This window comes from Bacillota bacterium (genome assembly GCA_040754315.1).
Taxonomy (GTDB): domain Bacteria; phylum Bacillota; class Sulfobacillia; order DUSP01; family JBFMCS01; genus JBFMCS01.
Map to the genome: position 1 here is coordinate 52,715 of JBFMCS010000013.1, position 23,287 is coordinate 76,001.

A 23,287-nucleotide genomic window follows, 5' to 3' on the forward strand; every position below is an offset into this window, starting at 1 on the left:
AAACCCCCTCAGGGCCGATTCCCAGCGAAAAGGGCCCCTGTTCTCTAGTCCTACCAACCTGGGCTCCTGCATCCCCAAAGGAACTCGGCCCCCTAGCGGGGGGCACGTGTACGGCCTGAGCCTGTCAGCCCGGGCTGCACCGGAGTCTGGTCTGGCTAGACTCTTCCCCGTCGAGAAGGCGGCTCTGGCGGGCCAAAGCAGGTTCCGGAAAACAGGCCTGCGCGAGGGGAACCCTCACCGGCCTTCTCCGGTTTATTCTTCACTGGCTTCATCGATTCCTTTTCTTCCTCTGGTTCCCAGGCTATCAGCCCAGCGAAGAAGTGGCAGGCCCTCTATGAGGCGGGATAGGGAGTGACGCTCCGCAAGGTAGTGGTACAGGAGGAGAAATGACACCACCCAGGGTTTGCCGGCAGGGGGGCCCATCACGAAGATGAAGCCCAGGGCGGCCCCCAGGGCATTTGACCCTACATCACCCATCATGACGCGTCCACGCAGGTCTTGCCCGGCGTAGACCAGCAGGCCTCCGAGGAGGGGGGCGCTGAAGGAGAGGCTCCAGGGCCCCTGCCATGCAAGCAATCCGAGGTAGGCCAGGAAGAAGCCCTTGAGAGCACGCCCGGGCCTCACATCCAGGAGGTTAGGTGCGTTGGTGAAAAGGGCGAAACCCACGGCATCTAGTACCCAAAACCCGGGGCTGGATGGCCTTGAAACGGCCAGTCCCAGGCCAAGGAGGCCACCGGCCAACGCCTTGAGGATGCCGGAGGTAATGTGGCCTTCTCCCAGGGCGCCCAGGTGTCCCCTCCACCCCCGGGGCCCCTTGCCCCCCAGCACATCGTCGACTAGGCCCACCAGGGCCATGGCGCTTACGGCCCCGCTGAACTGGAACAGGGGCAGGGGATCCACCGCCAGCACAGCCATGAGGGGCAGGGATGCAAGCAGCGCGAAAACAAAAAGAAGCCCTGATAGGGCAGGTATCCGTTCCCCGCGGTAGTTCTCCGCCATGGCCACAGGCTTCCTCAGGGCGTCAAGGAGAGGCTCCCGGAGGAGCGTGGAAAAAAAGGCCCCAACCACCAGCCCGATGGCAAAGGCCTTCAAGGCTTGAACCACCGGAGAAGCCCCCTGGAGGCGAACACTAGGATGATGTCCCAGCACTGGCCTGCCCGGTGGCGGAAACCCGGCAGGTCCCTGCCGGTGTTGCGGTGCCTTATGGGCGTGGGCACCTCAACCACCCGGAAGCCCCGCCTTATAGCATCCACTGTGAGGCCCACCTCCACGCCGAACCCCCGGGACAAGGGGGTCACTGCCGTCACCAACTCCTTTGTCAGGGCCCTTTGGCCAGACAGAGGGAACGCCAGGGTCTTGCCGGTGAGCAGCCTGAGGCCCCAGGAGGCGATGCCCCGGGCAACACCCAGGCCGCCTGGACCCAGCCCTCTAACCTGGCCCACGCACATGTCAGCCTCCCCCGCCACCAGCGGCTCCAGGATGGCCCCTGCCCCCCTTGCCTCAGTGCCCAGGTCACCATCGATGAGAAGAACGGCGTCCTCTGTGAGGTCACGCAACCCCAGGCTCAGGGCCCCGCCCTTTCCCAGCCGCCTGGGGGCCCTCCTTACCTCCGCGCCCGCCAGCCGTGCCTCCTGGCCGGTAGAGTCAGATGAGCCATCGTCCACCACCACAACGCCGGTTACCTGCGGGATATCCTTGGCGGCCCTCACTGTGGCCCCTATTGTACCCGCCTCGTTGCGGGCGGGAATGATCACCCTCACTCTCACTGTGGTTCACCCGGTACCGGGAGTGGCCCCAGGGCGTCCTCCCCCAGTCCCCAGTGACCGTCAGAGCCAGCCAGGGCAAATACCATGGCGGCCTGCCCCACTGCCATATCGACACAGTCCACCGTGGAGACGCCCCGGGCAGCCCCTAGCAGCGCGCTGCTATCGAGAGCGGACACGGCCACCACCCGCACCCCGGCCCTGGAGAGGGCTGCGACCACGGTTTCCAGTGAGCGGGCGCTCCTGGCGGAGCGAGGGGCGGACACCCAGACAACTGCCATGTGCGCTGGGAGTAGAGGCCCCCTGAGGAACACCTCCTGGCGCCTGGCCGCCCTGGACAGGCGTTCCATGGCCCACCTCCTGGAGGGGTTAGCCAGCGACTCCACCAGCTCGCCAAGATCCCTCACGTTCAGGCTGTTCTCCGCTTCCAGCACGGCCTGGGCCGAGACGCTGGCACCCGCCGCTTGCAGCGCCCGGGATATGGCCTCCGGGGCGCGGTGGCCCACTTCAAGAATGAGGATTCGCTGTCCCTCCAGGGCCCCGGACACCAGTGTTTCCAGTACCGCCTGGCCCAGGGCCTCCTGGGCCTCCAGCGCCCTGGACATCCTGTCCATCTCCCTAGACTGGGCCAGTGTGGTTGAGCGGAGGTCCCTGAAGCTCTGCTCCAGTTCCTCCACGATCTGTTCCTGCTGCCGGTCCAGCCCCTCCCCACCGGGAAGGGCAGTGCCGATGAGAAGCCCGATGCCCAGGGCAAGGAACACAGCGGTTAGTGACAGGGCATAAAACCTTGGATCCACAGACATGTCGATCCCCCTAGAAGCCCAAGGTGAGCCTGGCCCTGAGTAACACCAGCCTCACCAGGTTCTGAAAGGCGGGGGCCGATGCCCCCAGGGCGGCCAAGGGGAGAGCCGCGGCCAGCACCATCTCTAGGAGGTGCCGTCCCTTAACCCGGCCCTGGTAGAGCTGGCTTACGCCCTTGGCGTCAACCAGGATAGGCCCCACCTTCATCCGGACCAGAAGGGTGCTCCCCATACCCCGTCTCCCCTTCTCCTGGAAGTCCAGGAAGTCCGAGTGGGCTCCCACCACCACGATTAGCCTGGCTCCCTGCTGGTAGGCAAGGAGCAGCGCAGCGTCCTCACTGGTTCCCGGGCAGGGCAGGCACTGCGCCTCCAGTCCCATGGCCCTGAGGCGGCCCAGCCCTGGAGCGCAGCCATCCGTATAGGCGTGGACGATGAGCTCCGCCCCCGACCTCAGGGCCATATCACTTACGCTGTCCATGTCGCCCAGGATTACCTGGGGCCCCAAGCCATGTTCCATCAAGGCATCTGCGCCACCGTCTACAGCAAGGAGAACCGGTTTTTCCTCCCTGACATAGGGGAGGATCGCCCTCAGGTCCTCCCGGTAGGCACGGCCCCTGACCACAACCAGCACCTGCCTGCCCCGGATCGGGGTGCGCAGCGCGATCTCGGGCGGGCCGTCCAGGACTGCCCGGATCTCGGCCTCCGCCCTCTCCAGGGTGTTCCTGAAGAACCTGTCCAGGTGTTCAGGCATGGACTTGGCGGATTGGTCAAGGATCCCCCGCAACAGGTGGTCATCCAGGAGACGGCCCCGTCCAAGGAACTGCCGTCCCCGGAATACCGCGGAGCCCCGGACCTCAAGCCAGTCGCCATCCTTGACCCTCTCGAGAAACCCCGGGCCCAGGCGATCTACTACAACCAGGCCCCCGTTCAGGAGCCGGCCAGGACCCCGGGCAGGGTATCGCCCCGTGGCTGCCTCCCCACAGTCGAGCACCGCCAAAGCCCTTGCCCTCACCAGGGCCTCCGCAGCCAGCTCATCTATGTCGGGGTGGTCCACAACAGCGATCTCTCCTGGCTTCAGCCTCTCCAGAAGCCTCTTGGTGCTGCGATCCACCCTGGCAGCTCCAGAAACCCGCGTCATCAAAGGGTCACCCCCGGTTAGTACTTCCCCAAAATGCCAGACAGAAAAAGCGCCGGCGCCCACGTTCATGCAAAAAAAGGATTGACGGGGACAACACGGGTGGCTATAATATAAGTAACTTAGTAAGTATCCTTGGAGGGTGAAGAGATGCCCTACTCGACCTGCCCTGGACAAGACCGGAGGTTCTGGAAGCCCTCGGACATCCGGTACGAGGTGTGCCCCTCCTGTGGGGCCAGCATCGAGTTCTGGAAGGACGATGTCAAGAGGTCATGCCCCTCTTGCGGCAACGCCATGATAAACCCTTCTTTTGACCCCGGCTGCGCTCGCTGGTGCCCCTACGCTGAGAAGTGCCTGGGGGACGTGGCCGTCACCTACAGGCGGCAGCCCAGCATTGTCAGGGATAGGTTCGAGGCCCAGCTCAGGCGGCACTGGGAAAACCGCAGGGAGCCACTCAACCGCGTCCTTGGGCGCGTGATGATAGCTGAGGAACTCCTGGCAGAGGGAGGCGGCAATGCCCTTGTGGTACTGGCATCGACTTTCCTGGCTGGGCTGGATGGGGACACACAAGCGGAGATCCTTGAGCGCGTCGGCCTCCCGGAGGATGTCAGGGCCCAGGTGATGAAGGTGCTGGAGACCCTGGAGACCGGCCAGGGCGAATCGGATAGTCTTGACCTCATCCTTGACGCCATTGTGCTGGACGACTACCTAAACGGGGATGGTGAGCGGCCTAGCGGGCTAAACACTGAGGTGGCACGGAAAGTTCTGAATAAGAGGGAGGCATAAAGCAATGAAGACGGTGAGAAAGATCGTCCAGATCGATGAGGAAAGGTGCGACGGCTGCGGCCTGTGCATTCCCAACTGCGCCGAGGGGGCTCTGCAAATCATCGACGGCAAGGCCAGGCTCGTAGGCGATGTGTACTGTGATGGTCTCGGGGCGTGCCTGGGGCACTGCCCGCAGGACGCCATATCCATCGTGGAGCGAGAGGCGGCTGAATTCGATGAGGAGGCCGTCCTGGAGCACGTAAGGAAATTACAGGTCAGCGAGTGCCAGGACCTAGCCTGCGGTTGTCCGGGAACTGCCGTTAGGACCCTGAAGCGGGAGAACACATCCCACGGTGTCTCCCCGGACTTGGCTTCGGAGCTGGCTCAGTGGCCAGTGCAGCTCACCCTGGTGCCCGCAGGGGCGCCCTACCTGAAGGGAGCAGACCTCCTGGTTGCGGCGGACTGCGCGCCCTTTGCCTACGCCAACTTCCACAGGGACTTCCTGAAGGATCACGCCGTTGTGGTTGGGTGTCCCAAGCTGGATGACTTCAGGATGTACAGGGATAAGCTGGAGGCCATCTTCCGCGAGGCCCGGCCTGCCAGCATCACCGTGGCCCACTTGGAGGTCCCATGCTGTTTTGCCCTGAGACACCTGGTTTCAGAGGCCCTCAAGGCAGCTGGCAGCAACGTTCCCGTCAAGGAAGTCACCATCGGGGTAGACGGCACTATCAAGAACACTATAGTTGCCTGAGGTTGGGCCTGAGGGGGCATCTAGCCCCCGTCCCCCCATACCACCCGGCATGCGGGTCCTCACCGGGCGGTCTAGCAAGGTTGAGGAGGTGGGCGGCTGCGTAGAGTATAGGCTGGTGAGGCCCTGGGCCTGCCACTAGGTGGAGCCCAGGGCTCGATTCATCCAGGGCTCTTCGTGGCCTCGTCGTCTGAGGCGGTGGGACGGCCCCTTATACTGGCCGGGCACGGCTAACCGTTGCCTCCGCCGGCAGGCCCAGGGAGTCAGCGGCTTCCTCGATGCAAAGAGCCCCTCGGGACACGCCGATAACCTTGCCGAGCGTTGGCCAAGGGACGAAATGCTCAAAGATCTCAGCAACGACGTCATTTAGGAAGGCCAAATCGCACACGGCTCTAAGGGCCCCACAGTGCGCAGACACTCCGTGACAGCTCACGGTACGGTTCGTGGTTTACCTGGGGAACACTGGGTCCTGGCGCCTGCGAAAAGACCTTCTCTGGCATCCCGTCGTGGCCTCGCAGCGGGTCCGCAAAAGAGGATCCCCCCTCCCCTCGGCGAAGTCTGGCATCATTCTGGAAGACATGTCATAAGCGGCGGCCCCCGCGGCTTGAGGCTTTCGCAGGAGCATCCGGGAGGGAGGGAAGTATGACTTGCGCATCGAGCGCCTTCTGAGAGCCGGCCGGCTGGTCACCGTGTCCACCGCTGGAACCTTGAGGAACGTGGGCGTAGCCATAGGAGCAGGCAAGATAATGGACATCGGCCCCTGGGAAAAGATGAAGACCATCCACGACGGGGCCGAAGTACTGGACCACAGCGGGGATACGGTGATACCCGGTCTGGTGGACCCCCACTCCCATAACCTGGAGTACGGAGGGGGGACGGCCTGGGGCATGGGGGAACCGGCCCAGCTGGCTGCAGGTACCAGCCTCCTCCTGGAGGCGCTCAGGGCCGGCGTGACCACCGTGGGGGAAAATCTTCTGGGGCACCATGTTTTCAGGCGTTCCCTGGAGGAATACGAGAGGGCCAGGTCGATCCTGCCACTTAACGTGGTGTTTTCCGTGGGAACCTGCGTAGTAGGCACAGACCCCATAACCTGCCTGAGCGCCGCCCGTCCCGGAGAACCGTTGGCCAGGGAAGCCCTACTGGACACCGCAATGCTTAGGGAACTGGCCAAGGCCAGCGAAGCCCCTGGTGAACATGTATTTCTCAACGCAACCCCGGCCAACCTGCCCTTGGATCTGGCTCCCCACGCCGGAAGTCCCGTGTTCTCCAGGGCGGACCTCCGGTTGTTCGTTGAGTCCTATCACGTGGAAGGCCGCCCGGTGGGCGCTCACATCGAGGGACCTGACAGCCTCGAGGCCTTCCTGGAGATGCGAGGAGACGTTGTCCACCACGGGCACACCGCACCCCAAAGGCTCTTGGAGCGGATGGCCAAGACGGGCACCAGTTTGGTGGCAACCCCTTCAGGGGGCACACGAAGCCGCCCCAACTCCCCGGAAGAGATCGCCCGGGCTGTCGAGGCCGGTGTGACAGTGGCCATCGCCTCCGATGCCGTGCTTCCCTTCCACCCCGAGGCCCACTGGTACCACCTACCCCCTCACGTCTACTCCAGTTCTCACCTCCTAGCCTACCTAGCATCACCTGCCCTCAGGTTCCTGGCGGCGAAGGGGATGGAGGAGAACGGTCTCCTCGCGCTCTTGACCTTGAACGGAGCAAAGATCCTCGGTCTCAGCGACAGGCTTGGCAGCATAGAGCGAGGAAAACAGGCGGACCTCGTAGTGGCCCCCGGGATCCCAGGACTGGAGGTCTTGGACCCTGCGGGCATCAGAGCCGTTTATGTAAAGGGGGAGATGGTCTGCCGGTCTACCAGGCCTCCTTCCCTGAGACCTGAAACCTTTCCTCCGGTGGCCGTGCCAGGCCCATGAGATGTGCAGCGGGCTCTCCTCGCTAGCCTGGGCGGGCCATCTCACAAAACGGGAAATAACATTCTTAGCAACAATCATACAAGTAGCCAAAAAAAGGATTTGCCAAAGTGATGTAGAATGGTGCTCATCAGTGATGAGTGTAAGTCCTGGAACCTGTCATGCTGCAAAATTCAATTCAAGTAGCAGGAGGTGAAGATGCCCGGTTCTAAAGCGGACGGTGGGCGATCGGAAAATGGCCGGTCAGCGCCTTCCTGCCGCCGCCGCCCCGCTAGAGGTCGGGCGGGCGCGAGGATCCTCGAACCGGGGAATAAGGTGGCTGCAGAGATCAGAGTCTCCGATGTGATCGAGGCGCTGGATGCCGTGACGGGAGGGCGTGTGGTAACCGGAACAGAGGCCCTCTTTTCCGGCAAGAACCCCTTTGTGGTGTGTAAAACCTCTCACATACCCGGCAAGGCCGTGGTGGAGACGCCCGGACTGGTTTATGGTAATCCCGATCAGCTGGTGAGGCGCATTGCCATGGTAATGACTCTCACGGAAAGTGGGATCGAACTGGCAGGTTCCATAGGAATTGACCTACTGATCGCCCACCATCCCGTGGCCGATGCGGCCAACTCCGGTGGCGTACCACTGAAAACCTATCTTGATCTCTATAATCTTTCGGTTATCGAGCTTCACGAGGCTTTCCATGGCCTCCATCCCGGCATCCCTTACCTTCATGGCCACAAGCCTTTCCGAGTCGACGTGGCCTACGGAGGCCTGCCCGGCAACATAGTCTTCGTAGGCAAGGCCTTGGAGGAAGTAGCGACGGTTAGAGACCTCGTGGACAGGCTCATCCATTTTATGGGAGGCGAAGAGGAAAGGGAACTACTTGACGCCGAACGCCAGGTGCGAGGATGCCAGGAGATCCAGGAGGCATCGGTGGCTGCCGGCCCCCAGGTAGTGACGGGACACCCCGAAAGCACCGTGGGCACCATACTCCACATCTTTCCCCATACCGGTTTCAGCCCTGAACACCTGGAAAAAGCAATTTCGGAGCACCCGGAGATCGACACGATCATAGCCAGCATTTCGCGGGTGGGGCCTGGGCACCCCCTGGCGGTCAAAGCCAAGGAGCTGGGACGGAATTTCCTCGTGGGCAACACCCATGCCATCGAGATCTACGAGAACTGGCTTCCACTCTCTGAAGCCCTGTCGACGCTCTTTCCCTCTTTAGAGATAGTCCTTTTCAGGGAAAGGGTGTCGGCGATACCCTTGGACCGCGTCAGGAACGAAGCGATAAGAAGGTACGCCCGGGAAATGGCCGGGAACTATCTCCTTCCCAGGGCCCGCGAAAGGAGGTGAACCTGGCGGCCCCGTAGCGCTCACATTCTCGAGACAAGGAGGTCTTAGATTGAACGAGCGAGACTCTGAACGGTACCAGTGGCAACGGATAGAGATCGTGGGAATGGTCGTTCTTGCCGGTGCCCTTCTGGGGCTCCTCTTTGCCCCCCACAGCATGGGAGGCCTCTTCGACGCCATGTTCAACAAGGCCCTGCCCATCGTGGCGAACGTTTTCCTTACCGGGCTGGTGGGCACCGCTATAATCCTAAGCGTTATGACCGGACGGATTCTGGAACGCCTGGGGCTCACTGATGCCCTCATGAGGGTGTTCGTACCGGTCATAGGTCGCATGGGGATCCATTCGGCCGTGGTTGTGCCCGGCGTTTATAACATACTCGGCGACATCAACGCTGCGGGCCGCATCGCCGGGCCTGTCCTGAGAGAATCCGGCGCAACGAAAGATGAGCAGAAGATCGCTATCGCCACAATGGTCCAGTCGCAGCAATCCTTTTCCACCTTCATGCTAGGACTCATAAGCTTGACCGTGGCAGGCATCAATGCCTTCCCTGTCATAATACTGGCGATCTTCGGTCCCCTGGTACTTGTGCCTCCCCTGTTGAAGTTCACCATTTACAGGAACACGAAGAGAGTAACCCTTAGAGAAATCCCCCGTTTCACTCCCAAGACTGCGGCGCTTCCCACCTTGTTCGGGGGGGCAAAAGAAGGTGCTGAACTCCTGTTCCTCTTGATCATTCCGGCTGTGGCAGTGATTTATGCCATCATAGGTGCCTTGGATTATGTCGGGATATGGAGTCCCATACAGACAGTGCTCACGGGATTCCTGGGGAGTCTCTCCATCGATCCGGAGACAGGGATTGTAGCCATCCTAGCCTCCCCGACCCTGGCCATGGGGAACCTCACCCAGACGGCGGCCACCCTGCCTCCAAACCTCGTGGTGGGTGCCTTTGTTTTGGCATCCTCGGGGTTTCCCCTTTCCGTCGTGTTCGGCCAGATCCCAACCATTTGGGCGAGCGTTTCCGACCTCAGCGAGCGGGAAGCCCTTGAAGCCGCTGTCATCGGCATGGTGCTAAGGGTCATCACCGCCGCTTTGCTGGCGTTCCTCCTGACTCCTCTGGTCACTTGAGGCGTTTGGAGCCTGGCACCCCCCCGTCACGGTGGGGCTGCCAGGCTCTTCAGGCCACCCTGGATGCGTTGAGGAGCGGCTTAGTGATATCTACCAGGAAACGTCCCCTTCGGGGCCATGACACCGTCACATCAGGCCTGGCCAGCGGGAAATGGGCCAGTGTCTCCCCTTGGTCATCCACAACCCTCAGTCCAAGGCAATGAACGAGCATGCCCATGTCAAGCAAGGTTGAATTCCGCACTTCCATGTCGACGGCGATGCGTGTCCCCTCGCCCATCTCCACGGCTAAGGCTGGAGGCACCTGAGCGGGCCCCATGCCGAGGGGTTGGTCCTGCATCTCCAGCCTGTTCCGGCGTCCCGTCGCCGCCAATCGTTTTCCCCTCAATACCGTGGTGGTGAAGGCGAACTCATCTTCACCCAGGGATGTTTGGATACTATTGCCGTCCACCATGAGCCTCATGTTGATGAAGTCCCCTCGGGCAACCGTCACAGCGACCTCCGGCACCAGTTCGATTCCCATCTTCACACTGTTCACCTCCCCTGGATTGCACTCCATACTATTCCCGGGGAAGAGTCAAGGTGAAGCCTATCGACCCCAAAGCGGGGTGCGAATGGATATCCTGACGAGGCCGAGCTTGGGACTAAAGGCAGCCCTACCCGTAGGCAGGTATACGGGATCGGACGGGAAGCGGTAGACTTGGCTCGGAGGTAACGGGGAGCTGGAACCCGGTGTTACCGGGGATTCCGGGGGAACCTGTGCCTGCTGAGACCCATAATGGCCTTTCTTAAGCCTGCCACATAAGAGCTGGTGCTTTCTGCCATTCGGCCAGGCTCTTAGAGCCTCAACGACAACGATGACTATCAAGGATGCCCAGTCCTTCCGCCATCTGAGCCTCAGAAATCCTAAGGGGAGGAGCGATCCGGAAATGCTGCTATGAGGGCCACGCTTGCCCACTATGAGCCCGTGGCGCCGCGCCTCCTCCAGCACCATCATGGCCTCGCTGCTGGCCGGTTCCTTGGCCTTGACTGTTCCCTGGTCTATTCTTAACGTCCATGACCGGCCCGGCTGTAATCTAACCTGTGCTGACCTATCTTTGTGGCCGGCTTTTTGAGGCCATGGAACTCTGGGCGTCTGCCAGGTCCTGGATGGTCCTTCCTTCAAGGACCTCCACCATTCGCTCCTGAGCCTCGGCCCAGATGCCCTGGAGCGGGCAGGATCCCTGTTTCCGGCACTCCCCACGCTGCACCAGGCACTTGGTTATCCCGAGGGGCCCCTCCACTAGCTCGATAACCTCCCTGAGGCTGATGGTGGACGGGTCACGTATTAGCCGCACGCCGCCCAGGGGTCCCCTGGCACCCTCCAGGATGCCCCCCTTGCTCATGAGTGCCAGGATCTGCGCTATGAGTTTGGGCGGTATGCCTTGCCTGGTGGCGATGTCCCTGGAGGACTCGAAGCCCTCCGGCTTCCTGGAGGCCAGGTCCGCCAGGGCGGCTATGGCGTATTCCGCCTTCTTGGTTATAGCCAAGGGATAACCCCCTTATTAGTTACCAAGTTAGTTATAGTATAAACTGCCTGAGCCTTCCTGTCAATCGTGTGTGATACGTAACCCAGCGGTTCCGCAATGGTCTTTCTGGGGGGCCCAACCAGGTCTCCTCCAGAGCCAATTGGGCATAGCGGTAGCATGCTCGTTTCTATGGTATTGCCTCTAGTCCTGAGCATGGCCATAATAAAAGCCCCATTAAGCCTGGGGACAGGGATAAGTGGCGGCTCTTGTCTGGGTCACTCAGTGGCTGAATAGGGATGGCCTGCCAGCTCTGTTGGGTGGGTAGCGCAGCCGGTTCGCTCAAACCAGGACAAGCCCTTGGCCCCACCCATCCGGGCGATGCTTGGTGTCACCAAAGCGACCTACAACCTTCAGGGTTGAGGGAGGGTAACCTGGATGGATCCATCCCCCTCTTACCAACCCATTTCTCAGGACACCTTCATCTCCATCCTGATCTTGTCCGCCAGCATGGCTATGAACTCTGAATTCGTTGGCTTTCCCTTGTCCTTGTTGACCGTGTGCCCGAATATGCCATTTATCACATCGATGTTCCCGCGGTTCCAGGCCACCTCTATGGCGTGACGTATGGCCCTCTCCACGCGGCTGGGTGTTGTATGGTGTGCCTGAGCAACAGCCGGGTAGAGTTCCTTGGTGATGCCTCCCAGGAGTTCCATGCGCTGCGCCACAAGCAAGATGGCGTCTCTGAGGTAGAAGTAGCCCTTGATATGGGCTGGGATGCCAACCTCGTGGATTATGCTAGTGACCTCCTGGTCCAGGCTCTTGGTGCGGTTCCCCGCTATCCTGGGCCGGGGCTTGCTGTCGGCCAGCTGCCTGATACGATTGCTGAGCACGCCTAGGTCGAAGGGTTTCAGCACGAAGTAGTCCGCACCCAGCCGGGCCGCCTCTCGCGTAACCTTCTCCTGGCCGAAGGCGGTCAAAACGATCACCCTTGGCCTTGGTTCAATACCAGAGGCTTCCATCTCCTCAAGTACGCCTATTCCATCAAGCTGCGGCATTATCACATCCAGAACGAGCACATCAGGATGAGTCTTGTGGAGGAGTTCGACCGTTTCCGGGCCGTTGTGAGCCACACCCACCAGTTCCATATCCTCTTGAGTCTCCCAGTGCTCCAGTAATACGCCACAGAACTCATAGTTGTCGTCAGCAAGGAGAACCCTGATGGCAGACATTACGTAGCCTCCCTTGACAAGATGAATACCTCGCTGAAGTGTAGTGTCCACTTCGACGTTCCCTGGGGGATTCCTTCACCCAGAGTGGAATAATATGGATCTGTATGGCGTGATTTCACAAGCCATCCAGCAGCGTCTGGCCATTCTATCCTGCCTAGTGCAGGGCTTTGGAATATACCCTGTAGGTCTTGTAGTGGATACCCCCCACCCTCTCTATATCCCTTCTCATCGTGAGGTTGGTGTCGGCCACAGTTGAACCGTCACCCCACGTGTAGCCCAGCCGGGTGGCGGCTTCCAGGGTATGGTGGTAGAGGGCATGGGAGACACCCTTCTTGTGAAACTCGGGGACAATGAACAATATGAAGATGCGCAGGGCGTCGATACGTCGCCTGAAGATCAGGAACTTGAGCCAGCCCAGGGGGAACAGGCGACCATTCATATGGGCCAGTACCTGGTTATAGTCGGGCAGCGCCACGGACACACCTATGGGCCTTAGTCCACGCCGGGCAATCCTGATGAGTTCAGACTCCGCAAGTCCCTTGAGGCGGGTTCCCATGGCCTGGAGCTCTTCCAGGGTTGGGGGGATAAGGTCTGGCCAGTCCTGGGGCATAGATTCATCGAATACCTGCTTTATGTCTCTTATGTCCCGGTCCATGTTGCGCATGTCCAGGGGATCAACCCTAAAACCGTACCTGCGCATAGCGTATTCCACTGCCTTGCCCCGTTGCCTGGCATTGGAGAGCCGGTTCCAGTAGCCCAGGTAGTCCAGTTCCTTGGCAAAACCGTACCGCTCAAAGAAGCTGGGGTAGTAGGAGGGGTTATACGACTGGAAAAGAAAGGGCACGTGCTGGAAACCCTCAACTAGAACCCCGCGGTACTCGTCCCCGTTGGTGGGGGAAACCGGCCCCTTCACCAGGCTGGCTCCACGGGCAGCCACGAACTCCAGGGCAGCGTTAAACAGGGCCCGGGCTACAGCATACTGGTTTACGCATTCAAACAGGCAAAAATAACCCTCACGTGTTCCCTTGGCCTCGTTCATCTTTGTATTGATCCCTGCACAAACCCTGCCCACGGGCACTCCATCCTGAAAGGCCAGAAACAGGCTGTAAGGTCCTGAGGCAAGAAGGGGGTTTTCTGACGTCGTGAGCATGCTTGAGCAATCCCGGAGAAGGGGTGGCACCCAGCGGGAATCCCCCCTGTAGATACTCCAAGGCAGCCTGATGAACTGCTTTCGTCTCCGCAGGTTATCTACGGGAACTACCTCGATCCCTGGTACACTGAGTACTGCCTCCCCCACAGTAACCTACTCCTCCTCCCGGGATTCCCTTGGTCAAGTCTATCGTGTCTTGGCAGGTTCGCTGCGGGAGGTTTCATGTCCTGCTTAGGGCGGTCGCTATCGTCATCGTCCCGAGAAACCCTCCGGGAAAGCGCCGCACGGAAGACCTTATGGACGGAGTTAATCCTCTAGTACCTCCGTTACAGCAAACTGTTCTGGTACAACCTTAGCCATGCAGGTGAATCTGGTCCTGGGATGCCATTGGGATAACCCGAGCCGTTCCCTCTTATAGTGGATACCATGGAGTCATTGAGATTATTCTTGCCCTCTCTTCACGGTGCCCATTGACTATGAAGGGCCTTCCGGTGTCATGGAGAATTGCCTCCCATCCCCAGTTCCCTTTAATTTCTGGCATTCGGGTCATATCGCCTCTGTCATAAGGAGGGCTAGTACATACTAACGCTACGTGTACAATGTAGTCGTTCAGGGATCTGAGGGAAGGTTGAGGTTGTTTACCAGGTCCACGATGATTGCGTCCACCACCCTGGCCGGCCCGGACATCCAAGATACACTCTAGGAGGTCCTAGACCACTCCCGCTATGCTATGGAAGGCTCTGTTCGCGGATGATGTGCTTTTTGCGACCTGACACACAGCTTGTTCTTGACGTCAATTATCTGGTAACCCCGCTGTGTGAGCCGGCGCACGTACCCGGGAGTAGGCACCGTTCCCTCACGAAGTAGTATCCTTTCCCAGAAAATCCCCTATTGGCCCTGCCGATCACCTGAGCTACACGGCCCTCAAGGTTAGAGTCCGCTCCTTCTCTGGTGTAAAAAGGCATAGAGTAAAGAGCGGGTTTAGACCGGTTTGCGGGGATTAAGGATCTTCAGGGCTCAAAAATTGACTGGCATAAGATTAAAGGGTAGAGACGCCCATGGCGCCTCTACCCTGTTTGCACTCACGAACTTGCCCAGTCCTGCCTCGTTTATCATCCATTCAGCGAACACACCATAACCTCTTTCGGGGTCATTCACAAGGACATGGGTAATGGCACCGACCACCTTGCCATCCTGGATGATGGGACTTCCACTCATGCCCTGCACGATGCCCCCCGTAGCCTGAAGCAATCTGGGGTCTTTTACGCGGAGGAGAATGCCCTTGCCTTCGGGCCTGCTCTGCGGCTGTACTTTAACGATCTCGACCAGGAAGGTCTCAAGGCTGTTCCCCTCCACCACGGTGATGATCTCAGCAGATCCGGGCTTCACTTGGTGGGCCAGGGCCACCGGTATCGCCTCCTGGTAGAAGGGACTCCCAGGCAGGTAGGCTAGGGTACCGTAGATTCCAAAGGTGGTGTTCCTATCGATGTGGCCCAGCACCTCCGCATGAGTCAGGAAGACCCCGATCTTCTCCCCGGGCTGACCCCTCCTTCCTGGCTCTACTGAGGACACAGAGGCTATAACTATGTGCCCATCCTGCACCTCAATGGGACGCCGAGTATCACCATCGGTTATGACGTGCCCAAGGGCCATGTACTCGCGGGACTCCGGGTGATAGAAGGAGAGCGTGCCCACTCCAGCCGTGCCATCCCTTACCCACATCCCCAAGAGGTAACGGTGGGTTTCCTCACAGAGCGCGGGTGTCACCTGAACGTCAAACTCCTTGTGGCCCCTCTTAACGGTAAGAGTGACGAGTCTATTGGCAAGCCCGGCCCGTTCTACGAGACCACCCAGCTGGAAGTCGCTAACCACCCTCACGCCATCCACAGCTACCACCGAATCACCCATAGCTATACCAGCCTCTCTTGCCGGGCACCTGTAGCGGCCATTCCCCACGTTGATATCCGCCAGGCGCACTATCATCAGCCCGTCTGACTTGAGAACAACACCGATGGAGTGACCTCCAGGAACCACCTCCACCTGGGGCATGACCGTAACCTGCACGCGCCGGAGTGGAACTACCCCAAAGAGCCGGAACTCCAGATCTACCTGGCCCTGGCTCACAGGCTGCATCTGTAGCAGCGCCCCTCGCACAATGCTCCAGGCACCCTTCCGGCTGATCTCCCCTCTGAACTGGATGACGCCGTCCCGGTCTGTCCTCACATAGAGGCTCATAGGGAGCCCCAGGTCCATCTCGCAGTCTTCACCCTCCAGGACTCTCATCTCCCGGGGTATCTGGGAGAATGTCCTGAACTGGGGGGTCAACGACAACGCCAGGATCAGCCCAGCCCCGAGGATACCGAAAAGGCGTCGTCTTTTGGTTTCCACATCCATCTTGTCCTTGCCTCCAGTTGGCCTCTCCTTCCACAACTCACCTCCGGTTTTCCGTTGCCACGACAAGACGGTTACAAAAGTTAAGTTGCCCCGAAAGGCGGGGCGTATGCCTGGATATTCACATAACTTCCCGGGATAGTATGGGGATTTCGGGCAAAAAAAGTAAAAGGACCTAGTCCTTTGTTCGCTGAGCACACTTTACATAACTCGCAGGGCTTCAGCCGGCTGTGGCGGACTTCAGCATTTCCCCGGCGTGTTTCAGGGTGGTCTCGGAAACCTCACCCCCAAGCATCCTGGCTATTTCCTCCAGCCTGGCTCCCTCGTCCAGGAGGGCAACCCTGGCAACGGTTCTTCCCTTTCCCTCAACCTTCCTTACTGAGAAGTGACGCTCCGCCCAGCTGGCGATGGCCGCCAGGTGGGTCACACATACTACCTGCCGTCGTGATCCCAGTGCCCCGAGCTTCCTACCCAGCACGCTAGCGGCCCTTCCTCCGATGCCCGAGTCGATCTCGTCGAAGATCAGGGTGGGAATCCCGTCCGCCTCGGCAAGCGCTGCCTTCATTGCCAGCATTATCCTGGATAGTTCACCGCCTGAGGCTACCCTGTGAAGGGGCCTTGGGGGCTCCCCAGGATTTGCAGAGAGGACAAACTCCACCTGGTCGACACCGCCGGGCCCGGGGCTGTCAAGCTGGGTGAATGCCACGGCCAGCTGGACTTTGGCCATGCCAAGTTCTAGTAGTTCTGCCTTCACACGCCTCTCCAGCTCCAGTGCCGCCTGGTGGCGCAGCCCGGAAAGCCGCAGGGCCTCCTCTGAAAGAAGGTCTTCTGCATCCTTCAACCTGCCCTGGAGCAAGCGCGCCCTCTCGTCACTACCCAGGAGGCGTTCTATGTCCCTGGATGCCGTCTCCTTGAAGTCCAGAACCTCCTCAACGGTCCCCCCATACTTCCTCTTCAGCCTGGCGATGACCTCCAGTCTCTCCTCCACCTCGGAAATGGCACCCGGGTCATACTCGATCCTGTCCAGGTAGCTCCTAAGACCCCTGGCCATATCCTGGATGCGATCTTGAACCTGCCCGAGGTCTGCTGTCATGCCCTCCAGGGACGGGTCTAGGCGGGCCGCCTCCCCCAGGAGGGCTGCAGCCCGCCCCGCCAGTTCCTGACATGAGGCCCCATCACCCTCGTGGAGGAGAGCAAAGGCCCCCGAGCACAGTTCCGCAAGGCGTTCCGCGTTGGCCAGGACCCTTTGCCTTGATAGGAGTTCTGCTTCCTCCGCCGGGGATAGCCTGGCAAACCGGATCTCCCGTACCTGGTACTCCAGTATATCCAGGCGCTGCGCCCGTTCCCTCTCGTCCATGCCTAAAGAGGAGAGCTCCGACCGAAGCCGGGATGCCTCTTCGAAGCGGGCCTCCAGGGCCTGGCGTGACTGGGTGAGCCCGGGCCCGCCGAAGCCATCCAGGAGGTCAAGGTGTCGCTGGGGATCCAGGAGGGATTGGTGTTCATGCTGGCCGTGGATATCGATGAGAAGGGAAGAGAGTGCCTTTAGCATGTGGGCGGTAACCGACCGGCCGTTCACCCTGGCAAGGCTCCTGCCGGAGGCCAGGATCTCCCTGGAGAGCACAAGCTCGTCCCCGGGCTCACCCAGGCCCATGGCTTCTACACCCTGGCGAGTAGCCTCGGGAAGATCCCCGAAGGCTATCTCAACAAAAGCCCGCTCTGCGCCATGGCGTACGTAATCAGTGAGTGCCCTACCACCCAGCGCAACCTCCACGGCATCTATGACGATGGACTTGCCTGCTCCTGTCTCGCCGGTAAGGACGTTCAAGCCCGGCCCGAATCTCAGCCGGAGGTCATCGATGATGGCAAAGTTCTCAACGTGGAGGTCAAGGATCACAAGAAAAACCCCTAGCCCATGATCTTCTTGAGTCTGGAGATGACTGCCTGAACGCCGGGTCTTGTCTTGACGATGATGAGGAAGGTGTTATCCCCTGCCACTGTGCCAACGATCTCCTTCCACCGCATAAGATCCACGGCCTCGCATACAGCGTTTGCGGTACCCGAAAGGCAGTTTACCACCACAATGTTCTCGGAGTAATCAATATTGGTGCAGCAGTCCCGGATGAGGCGTTTCAGGCGCTCGTTGGGGTTGGGGGAGATGGTCTCTCCTGCCTGGGCGTACCTGAGCCGGCCATCCCCCGTAGGGCTCTTGATGAGGTTTAATTCACGGATGTCCCGGGAAACCGTTGCTTGAGTTACCTTGATTCCTTCCTCCCTCAACCTACGGGCAAGGTCCTCCTGGGTCTCAACGATATCGCGCCTAATGATCTCCAGGATCTTGGATTGCCTCCGGCTCTTCAAAAAAGGACACCCCCTGGTGGCCGTAACTGCCCAGGAACGGGGAGTACTAGATATTCTTTCTAGTTCGCCCCGGATTCTCCTTCTTTCAACTTGGACCTTAAAAGTGAGAAGAAGCTGCGGTTGGACGTGCGTACTAGCCGCGCCACGACAGGAGCCCGTGTCACGTTGACCTCGTCTCCCCTCTCCAGGCCATAGCCAACCTGGCCATCCACGGTAAGCATTGTCTCCGGATGGGCCATGCCCACCCTTATCTTGACCTCCCGGTAACTGGCTATTACCAGGGAGCGCCAGTAAAGGGTGTGGGGGCAGATGGGAGTGATGATCATTACACCGAGGTCCGGTGTTACGATGGGTCCCCCGGCAGAGAGGGAGTAGGCAGTGGACCCTGTGGGCGTTGAGACAATGACCCCATCAGCGGAGTAGGTATCCACGCTCCCGCCGTCTATCTCCACATCGAAGCGGACAAGCCTTGCGAAGGAGCCCTTGGTGAGCACTACTTCATTGAGGGCGAGGAAACCGGCGACCGGGCGGCCCGCCCGGATCACCTCAGCATCCAACATCATTCGCTCTTCAACCTGGTACTCGCCCTGGATTACCCGGGGGAGGCTGAAGAAGAGATCCCCCGTCTCTACCTCGGTCAGGAACCCCAGGTGACCCAGGTTCACACCTAGCACCGGTGTCCCGCTTAGGGCCACTGCCTTTGCTGCGTTAAGCAGTGTCCCGTCACCCCCCAAGACCACCATGAGGTCCAAAGGCGTGTCCCAGCTGGGCAGGGAGAGGTCCTCCCTCTTGATGAGACTGGCGATGTCTGCCGAAAGACCTACCTGGATGCCCTGGTCCTCAAGCCACTTGACCAACTGCCCAGTGAGTTCCAGGGCCTTATCCTTGTCCAGGTTGGGGAATATGCCGATCCTCTTCAAGTCCCGCCACCTCTCAGTGCGTCATGAGCCTGGTTGACCATATTTTCCAGATTCACCTCTCGGCCAGGGAAACCCTTCACCAGGTGAAACCAAAACTCAATATTGCCCTTGGGACCCAGGATGGGTGAAACTACCGCCCCCGCAAGGAAGAGACCCAGGGTCTGGGCCTGGTGTTCCAGCTTGGCCAGCACCTCCAGGTGAACCTGGGGATCACGCACCACACCCTTCTTGGAACCCCCTCTTTCCACCTCGAACTGGGGCTTCACCAGGAGGAGCACTTCGGCGCCCTGCGTCGTGACAGCCATGATCGCGGGCAGAACCTTGGCCGCGGAGATGAAGGACACATCCATGGTGGCTATGCTTGGTGGGTAGGGAAAGTCACCAGGGTTGAGGTAACGGGCGTTCGTCCTCTCCATGACCACAACCCGGGGGTCCTGCCGCAGCTTGTAGGCGAGCTGCCCGTATCCCACGTCCACGGCGTATACCAGCGCGGCGCCCCTATCAAGGAGGACCTGGGTAAACCCCCCGGTGGAGGCCCCCACGTCCAGGCACACCTTGCCCTTTACATCAACACTCAGTCGCTCCAGGGCCGCCTCAATCTTGAGGGCACCCCTACTCACATAGGCCAGGCTGTCACTACTCACGATAACGTGGGAAGCCTCTGCCACCTGCCGGCCAGGCTTGTACTCCGTCTCTCCATCCACCCTTACGCAGCCTGCGAGAACAGCCGCCCGGGCCCTCTCCCTTGAGGGGAAGCACCCCTCTTCCACCAGGTGAACATCCAGGCGCCTCCGGGGGGACACGCCTACTCATCCCTCCCACTCCCGGCGCGAGACACAGTCACCCTGCGGTGACCGGGCAGCCTGGAGAGTTCTTCTTGGACAATCCGGGCTATCCCGCCGGCGCCAAGGCCGAACTGGCTTAGGAATATGTCACGACTGCCGTGGGGCACGAAGAGGTCAGGCACCCCCAGCATTCTCACCGGCACCGGCACGCCCATACGAGAGAACGCCTCCAGGACCGCAGACCCAAAACCGCAGCACATGGCGTGCTCCTCTACGGTGAGCACCAGGCTAACGGGGGAGGCGGCCCTCTTGATGGTGTCATAGTCCAGGGGCTTCACAAACCGGGCATCCACAACGGCGGCGTGAATGCCCTGGGCCTCCAGGAGACCCGCCGCCTCCTGGCACGCCAGGACCGTGCTGCCCACAGCCAGGAGGAGCACATCGTCCCCCTCTCTCAGCACCTCGGCCCTACCTATATCTATGGGCTCGAGGGGCCCCCCAGGATCTCCCTGCACTTGAGTCTTGGGGTAGCGGAGAGCTGAGGGCCCGCTGTGCGCCAGGGCTGTGGCCAGCATTGACCGGAGCGTGGCGCCGTCTCGCGGGGCCATCACCGTGATGTTAGGGATGTGTCTCAGATAGGCGTAGTCAAAAAGACCCTGGTGGGTGCTGCCGTCGTCCGCCACAATGCCTGCACGGTCAAGGGCGAAAACCACCGGGAGCCGGGGCAGGCACACGTCATGAACAATTTGGTCATAGGCACGCTGCAGGAACGTGGAGTAGATGGCCACAACAGGCCTCAGGCCAGCGGCGGCAAGTCCCGCAGAGAATGTAACGGCGTTCTGCTCAGCGATGCCTACGTCAAAAGAGCGTGCGGGGAACTCCCGAAAGAAGGCTGAGAGACCTGTCCCGCTTGTCATGGCCGCCGTGATGGCGGTCACACGATCATCCTGCCGGCCCAGCTCTACCATGGCGTCCCCGAATACTCGGCTGTAGGTGAAATTCTCGCCCCTTGGGAGGGGCCGGGCGCTCTTCATGTCAAAGGGCCCAATGCCGTGAAACATATCGGGGTTTTCCTCGGCGGGCTCGTAGCCCAGGCCCTTCTTGGTGACAGCGTGGACCAGGATGGGGCCCTCCATGTCCCGGGCGCTCCTGAGCACACGTTGGAGCGCTGGGATGTCATGGCCGTCCACGGGACCCAGGTAGGTAAAGCCCAGGTCCTCGAAGAGCATGCCTGGCACCACAAGGTACTTGATGCTGTCCTTGAGCCGCTCTACCGTCTTGGCCATGCTCCCCGCCAGGGGGATTCTTGCCATGGTCTCCTCGAAATCTGCCTTCAGGCGGTGATACGCAGGATGGGTTCTAAGACGGTTCAAGTAGCCGGCCAGGGCACCAACGTTGGGAGATATGCACATGCTGTTGTCATTAAGGATTACGATGAGGTGGGTCTTCTCCTGCCCGGCGTAGTTCAGGGCCTCAAAGGCCATGCCCCCGCTGAGGGAGCCGTCCCCAATAACTGCTATCACTTGGTGCTTCTGACCCCGGAGATCCCGGGCCTTGGCTAGGCCCAAGGCAGCTGAAACCGATGTGCTGGCATGCCCGGCTATGAAGGCATCGTGGGGGCTCTCCTCGGGATTTGGATACCCGCCTATGCCCCCGTACTGCCGCAGCGTCTTGAAGGCATCCCGGCGGCCAGTAATGATCTTGTGGGCGTAACACTGGTGTCCGACGTCCCAGATGACCCGGTCCTCTGGGCTCCGGTACACGCTGTGAAGGGCAAGGGTTATCTCTATGGAGCCGAGGTTAGGCCCAAGGTGTCCACCGTTGGAGGCCACCGTGCTAAGAATGAGTTGCCTGAGTTCCTTTGCCAGCTCCTTGAGCTGGGGGGTGCTGAGAGCTCTAAGATCCTCCGGGCCGTCTATTGCCTCCAGATAACCCACGGGCCTACCTCCCCTTGCGCTTCCCGTTTCCCCGTGTGTTCCCGTTAAGGACCCTCCAGTGAAGGATACGCTCCAGTGTCTCCAAAGCCCTGCCAGCTCTGAGCAAAATGCCGGTGGACTGGTTTATTGCCACTCTCTTGCCAAGTGCCTTGCCGCCTACGGTGAGCGATGCGGCCAGTCCCACAGCGGCCACACCGGCCACGGCATCGTTGATGCCGGGGTTCAGCCTGGCCAGCTGGAACACCAGGGAAGCTGTGGCGGCACCGCTGACGGTACCCGCGATATCCCCGATGAGGTCGTTGGAGAGACTTGCCACTGTGTCTGCGTTCCTGATCATTCTCAGTGCCGACTTGGCGCCTCGGACCCTCTTGGCCGACATGGCGTGGAAGGGTTTCTCCTCAGCCGCAGCCACGGCCACCCCTAGTATATCGAAGAGGACACCTAAGAGTATAATGGCGATGATGACTGCCAAAGATACTAAGGGATTAAGGCCTCTTACGACTTGCTGGGCGGGAAGGGTTACGGCGACGGTCACGGTGAACGTGGCAATGGCCAGTTTAAGAGCAGTAAACCACGAGTTGCGCCGGGACTGGGAGCGGGAACGGGGCTTTGAATTGTGACTCCCCAAATGGTCTCACTCCTAGAAACAACCATGTGAGTGGGTGGCAACGTGTCGAGTAAACGTTGCGGCTTAAGGTCCAGCAGGCTTTCCCTGACGCTAACCGATCCGTCGCCGGACAGGCGGTTTCCCCTTAGTAGCATCCTTGCCTGGTCACCCGCGACAATGCTGGATTGCCACTGAGACCACACTGTAATCCCCGTCACATCTCGCCTTGGCGAACAGCCTAGGAGCTTTCCTCTGACGGTGCCTAGCGCTCCTTAGCCTCTTTTGCAGCCTGGGTTTCCGGTGGCAAGAGCCGTGTCTCCCTGGGCCCAGGGACACTCGGCCGGCCCACAGTCCCTCCAGGTCGCTCAAGGCAGGCTACACTGCACACAGCGCTCACCGCATGCAGGTACAACTCTAAGCCGTACCAGTCGCCCTCGCGGTCTGGCACGAACTTAGGCCTCCACGGAACCGGGGTCCACGCCTACATGCCGTTGTAGATCGCCCCAGTTCCTTTAACTCCCAGCACCAACCCCCGGCTGGGCGTCGGAAGCCAGCACAAGGAGCTTCATCGATGTGCCCTTGACGGATTTTTGGGCCCGCCTTAGGGAGCGGAGGCACCGACTAGGATACTGCGCCACCCACCACAAATCTGAAGTTGTTGCGTAGCAGTACATGATTATAGCACATGCACGAGAAACCTTCAAATCTCCGACTTTCAAGGGGTGCACGACACCATTGTGGATTTCAAGGATTTCTTGACAGGGAGTTGCTTTTTTGTTATGCTGCTGACAGCGGTTAGGACTGTCAG

The 23,287-nt window shown here is 60.2% G+C and carries 21 protein-coding genes; 5 read left to right on the forward strand and 16 right to left on the reverse strand.

Annotated features, from left to right (window positions below; all coding sequences use genetic code 11):
- Positions 1 to 252: 252 nt before the first annotated feature.
- From AB1576_02340 to steA, 4 genes are read right to left on the reverse strand one after another with little or no spacing between them, the layout of a single operon-like run.
- Complete coding sequence (locus AB1576_02340) at positions 253 to 1,104, reverse strand: hypothetical protein (GenBank protein MEW6080630.1); 852 nt, start codon at positions 1,102 to 1,104, stop codon at positions 253 to 255.
- Positions 1,089 to 1,766: a glycosyltransferase gene (locus AB1576_02345; GenBank protein ID MEW6080631.1), complete on the reverse strand. Its 678-nt coding sequence runs from the start codon at positions 1,764 to 1,766 to the stop codon at positions 1,089 to 1,091. The genes AB1576_02340 and AB1576_02345 overlap by 16 nt, the downstream gene beginning before the upstream one ends.
- Positions 1,763 to 2,566 (reverse strand): copper transporter, encoded by an 804-nt coding sequence (locus AB1576_02350; protein ID MEW6080632.1) that lies wholly within the window; start codon positions 2,564 to 2,566, stop codon positions 1,763 to 1,765. The genes AB1576_02345 and AB1576_02350 overlap by 4 nt, the downstream gene beginning before the upstream one ends.
- A gap of 10 nt (positions 2,567 to 2,576) precedes the next feature.
- The gene (gene steA, locus AB1576_02355) at positions 2,577 to 3,701 is read right to left on the reverse strand and encodes a putative cytokinetic ring protein SteA (GenBank protein MEW6080633.1); all 1,125 of its coding nucleotides are present in this window, start codon (positions 3,699 to 3,701) and stop codon (positions 2,577 to 2,579) included.
- Positions 3,702 to 3,848: 147 nt separating this feature from the next.
- Between steA and AB1576_02360 the strand changes: the two genes are divergently transcribed.
- From AB1576_02360 to AB1576_02380, 5 genes are all read left to right on the forward strand, one after another.
- Positions 3,849 to 4,484 carry a hypothetical protein gene (locus tag AB1576_02360; GenBank protein ID MEW6080634.1) on the forward strand — a complete coding sequence of 212 codons (636 nt, stop codon included), beginning with the start codon at positions 3,849 to 3,851 and terminating at the stop codon, positions 4,482 to 4,484.
- A gap of 4 nt (positions 4,485 to 4,488) precedes the next feature.
- Entirely contained in the window at positions 4,489 to 5,214 is a 726-nt protein-coding gene (locus AB1576_02365; GenBank protein ID MEW6080635.1) for a 4Fe-4S binding protein, read from the forward strand.
- A 644-nt stretch (positions 5,215 to 5,858) separates the two neighbouring features.
- A complete protein-coding gene (locus AB1576_02370) occupies positions 5,859 to 7,133 on the forward strand; it encodes an amidohydrolase family protein (GenBank protein ID MEW6080636.1) in 1,275 nt (424 codons plus the stop codon).
- Between the two features lie 312 nt (positions 7,134 to 7,445).
- Positions 7,446 to 8,474 (forward strand): NGG1p interacting factor NIF3, encoded by a 1,029-nt coding sequence (locus AB1576_02375; protein ID MEW6080637.1) that lies wholly within the window; start codon positions 7,446 to 7,448, stop codon positions 8,472 to 8,474.
- Between the two features lie 49 nt (positions 8,475 to 8,523).
- Positions 8,524 to 9,597: a hypothetical protein gene (locus AB1576_02380; GenBank protein ID MEW6080638.1), complete on the forward strand. Its 1,074-nt coding sequence runs from the start codon at positions 8,524 to 8,526 to the stop codon at positions 9,595 to 9,597.
- A gap of 49 nt (positions 9,598 to 9,646) precedes the next feature.
- Here the strand turns inward: AB1576_02380 and AB1576_02385 are convergent, their stop codons facing one another.
- The 12 genes from AB1576_02385 to AB1576_02440 form a co-directional block, all read right to left on the reverse strand.
- On the reverse strand, positions 9,647 to 10,123 hold the full coding sequence (locus AB1576_02385) for a hypothetical protein (GenBank protein ID MEW6080639.1): 477 nt from the start codon (positions 10,121 to 10,123) through the stop codon (positions 9,647 to 9,649).
- 562 nt (positions 10,124 to 10,685) lie between these two features.
- Positions 10,686 to 11,123 carry an Rrf2 family transcriptional regulator gene (locus AB1576_02390; GenBank protein MEW6080640.1) on the reverse strand — a complete coding sequence of 146 codons (438 nt, stop codon included), beginning with the start codon at positions 11,121 to 11,123 and terminating at the stop codon, positions 10,686 to 10,688.
- 446 nt (positions 11,124 to 11,569) lie between these two features.
- Positions 11,570 to 12,331, reverse strand: coding sequence for a sporulation transcription factor Spo0A (gene spo0A, locus AB1576_02395; GenBank protein ID MEW6080641.1), 762 nt, complete (start codon positions 12,329 to 12,331; stop codon positions 11,570 to 11,572).
- 154 nt (positions 12,332 to 12,485) lie between these two features.
- Positions 12,486 to 13,628: a hypothetical protein gene (locus AB1576_02400; protein ID MEW6080642.1), complete on the reverse strand. Its 1,143-nt coding sequence runs from the start codon at positions 13,626 to 13,628 to the stop codon at positions 12,486 to 12,488.
- Positions 13,629 to 14,498: 870 nt separating this feature from the next.
- Complete coding sequence (spoIVB, locus tag AB1576_02405; protein MEW6080643.1) at positions 14,499 to 15,875, reverse strand: SpoIVB peptidase; 1,377 nt, start codon at positions 15,873 to 15,875, stop codon at positions 14,499 to 14,501.
- Positions 15,876 to 16,092: 217 nt separating this feature from the next.
- Complete coding sequence (gene recN, locus AB1576_02410) at positions 16,093 to 17,766, reverse strand: DNA repair protein RecN (GenBank protein ID MEW6080644.1); 1,674 nt, start codon at positions 17,764 to 17,766, stop codon at positions 16,093 to 16,095.
- Positions 17,767 to 17,777: 11 nt separating this feature from the next.
- Positions 17,778 to 18,230 carry an arginine repressor gene (argR, locus tag AB1576_02415; GenBank protein ID MEW6080645.1) on the reverse strand — a complete coding sequence of 151 codons (453 nt, stop codon included), beginning with the start codon at positions 18,228 to 18,230 and terminating at the stop codon, positions 17,778 to 17,780.
- Between the two features lie 59 nt (positions 18,231 to 18,289).
- The gene (locus AB1576_02420) at positions 18,290 to 19,150 is read right to left on the reverse strand and encodes an NAD(+)/NADH kinase (protein ID MEW6080646.1); all 861 of its coding nucleotides are present in this window, start codon (positions 19,148 to 19,150) and stop codon (positions 18,290 to 18,292) included.
- Positions 19,147 to 19,953 carry a TlyA family RNA methyltransferase gene (locus AB1576_02425; protein ID MEW6080647.1) on the reverse strand — a complete coding sequence of 269 codons (807 nt, stop codon included), beginning with the start codon at positions 19,951 to 19,953 and terminating at the stop codon, positions 19,147 to 19,149. The genes AB1576_02420 and AB1576_02425 overlap by 4 nt, the downstream gene beginning before the upstream one ends.
- Positions 19,954 to 19,955: 2 nt before the next feature.
- On the reverse strand, positions 19,956 to 21,872 hold the full coding sequence (dxs, locus tag AB1576_02430; GenBank protein ID MEW6080648.1) for a 1-deoxy-D-xylulose-5-phosphate synthase: 1,917 nt from the start codon (positions 21,870 to 21,872) through the stop codon (positions 19,956 to 19,958).
- 4 nt (positions 21,873 to 21,876) lie between these two features.
- Positions 21,877 to 22,500: a hypothetical protein gene (locus tag AB1576_02435; protein ID MEW6080649.1), complete on the reverse strand. Its 624-nt coding sequence runs from the start codon at positions 22,498 to 22,500 to the stop codon at positions 21,877 to 21,879.
- A 241-nt stretch (positions 22,501 to 22,741) separates the two neighbouring features.
- Positions 22,742 to 22,927, reverse strand: coding sequence for a hypothetical protein (locus AB1576_02440; GenBank protein ID MEW6080650.1), 186 nt, complete (start codon positions 22,925 to 22,927; stop codon positions 22,742 to 22,744).
- Between the last annotated feature and the right edge of the window lie 360 nt (positions 22,928 to 23,287).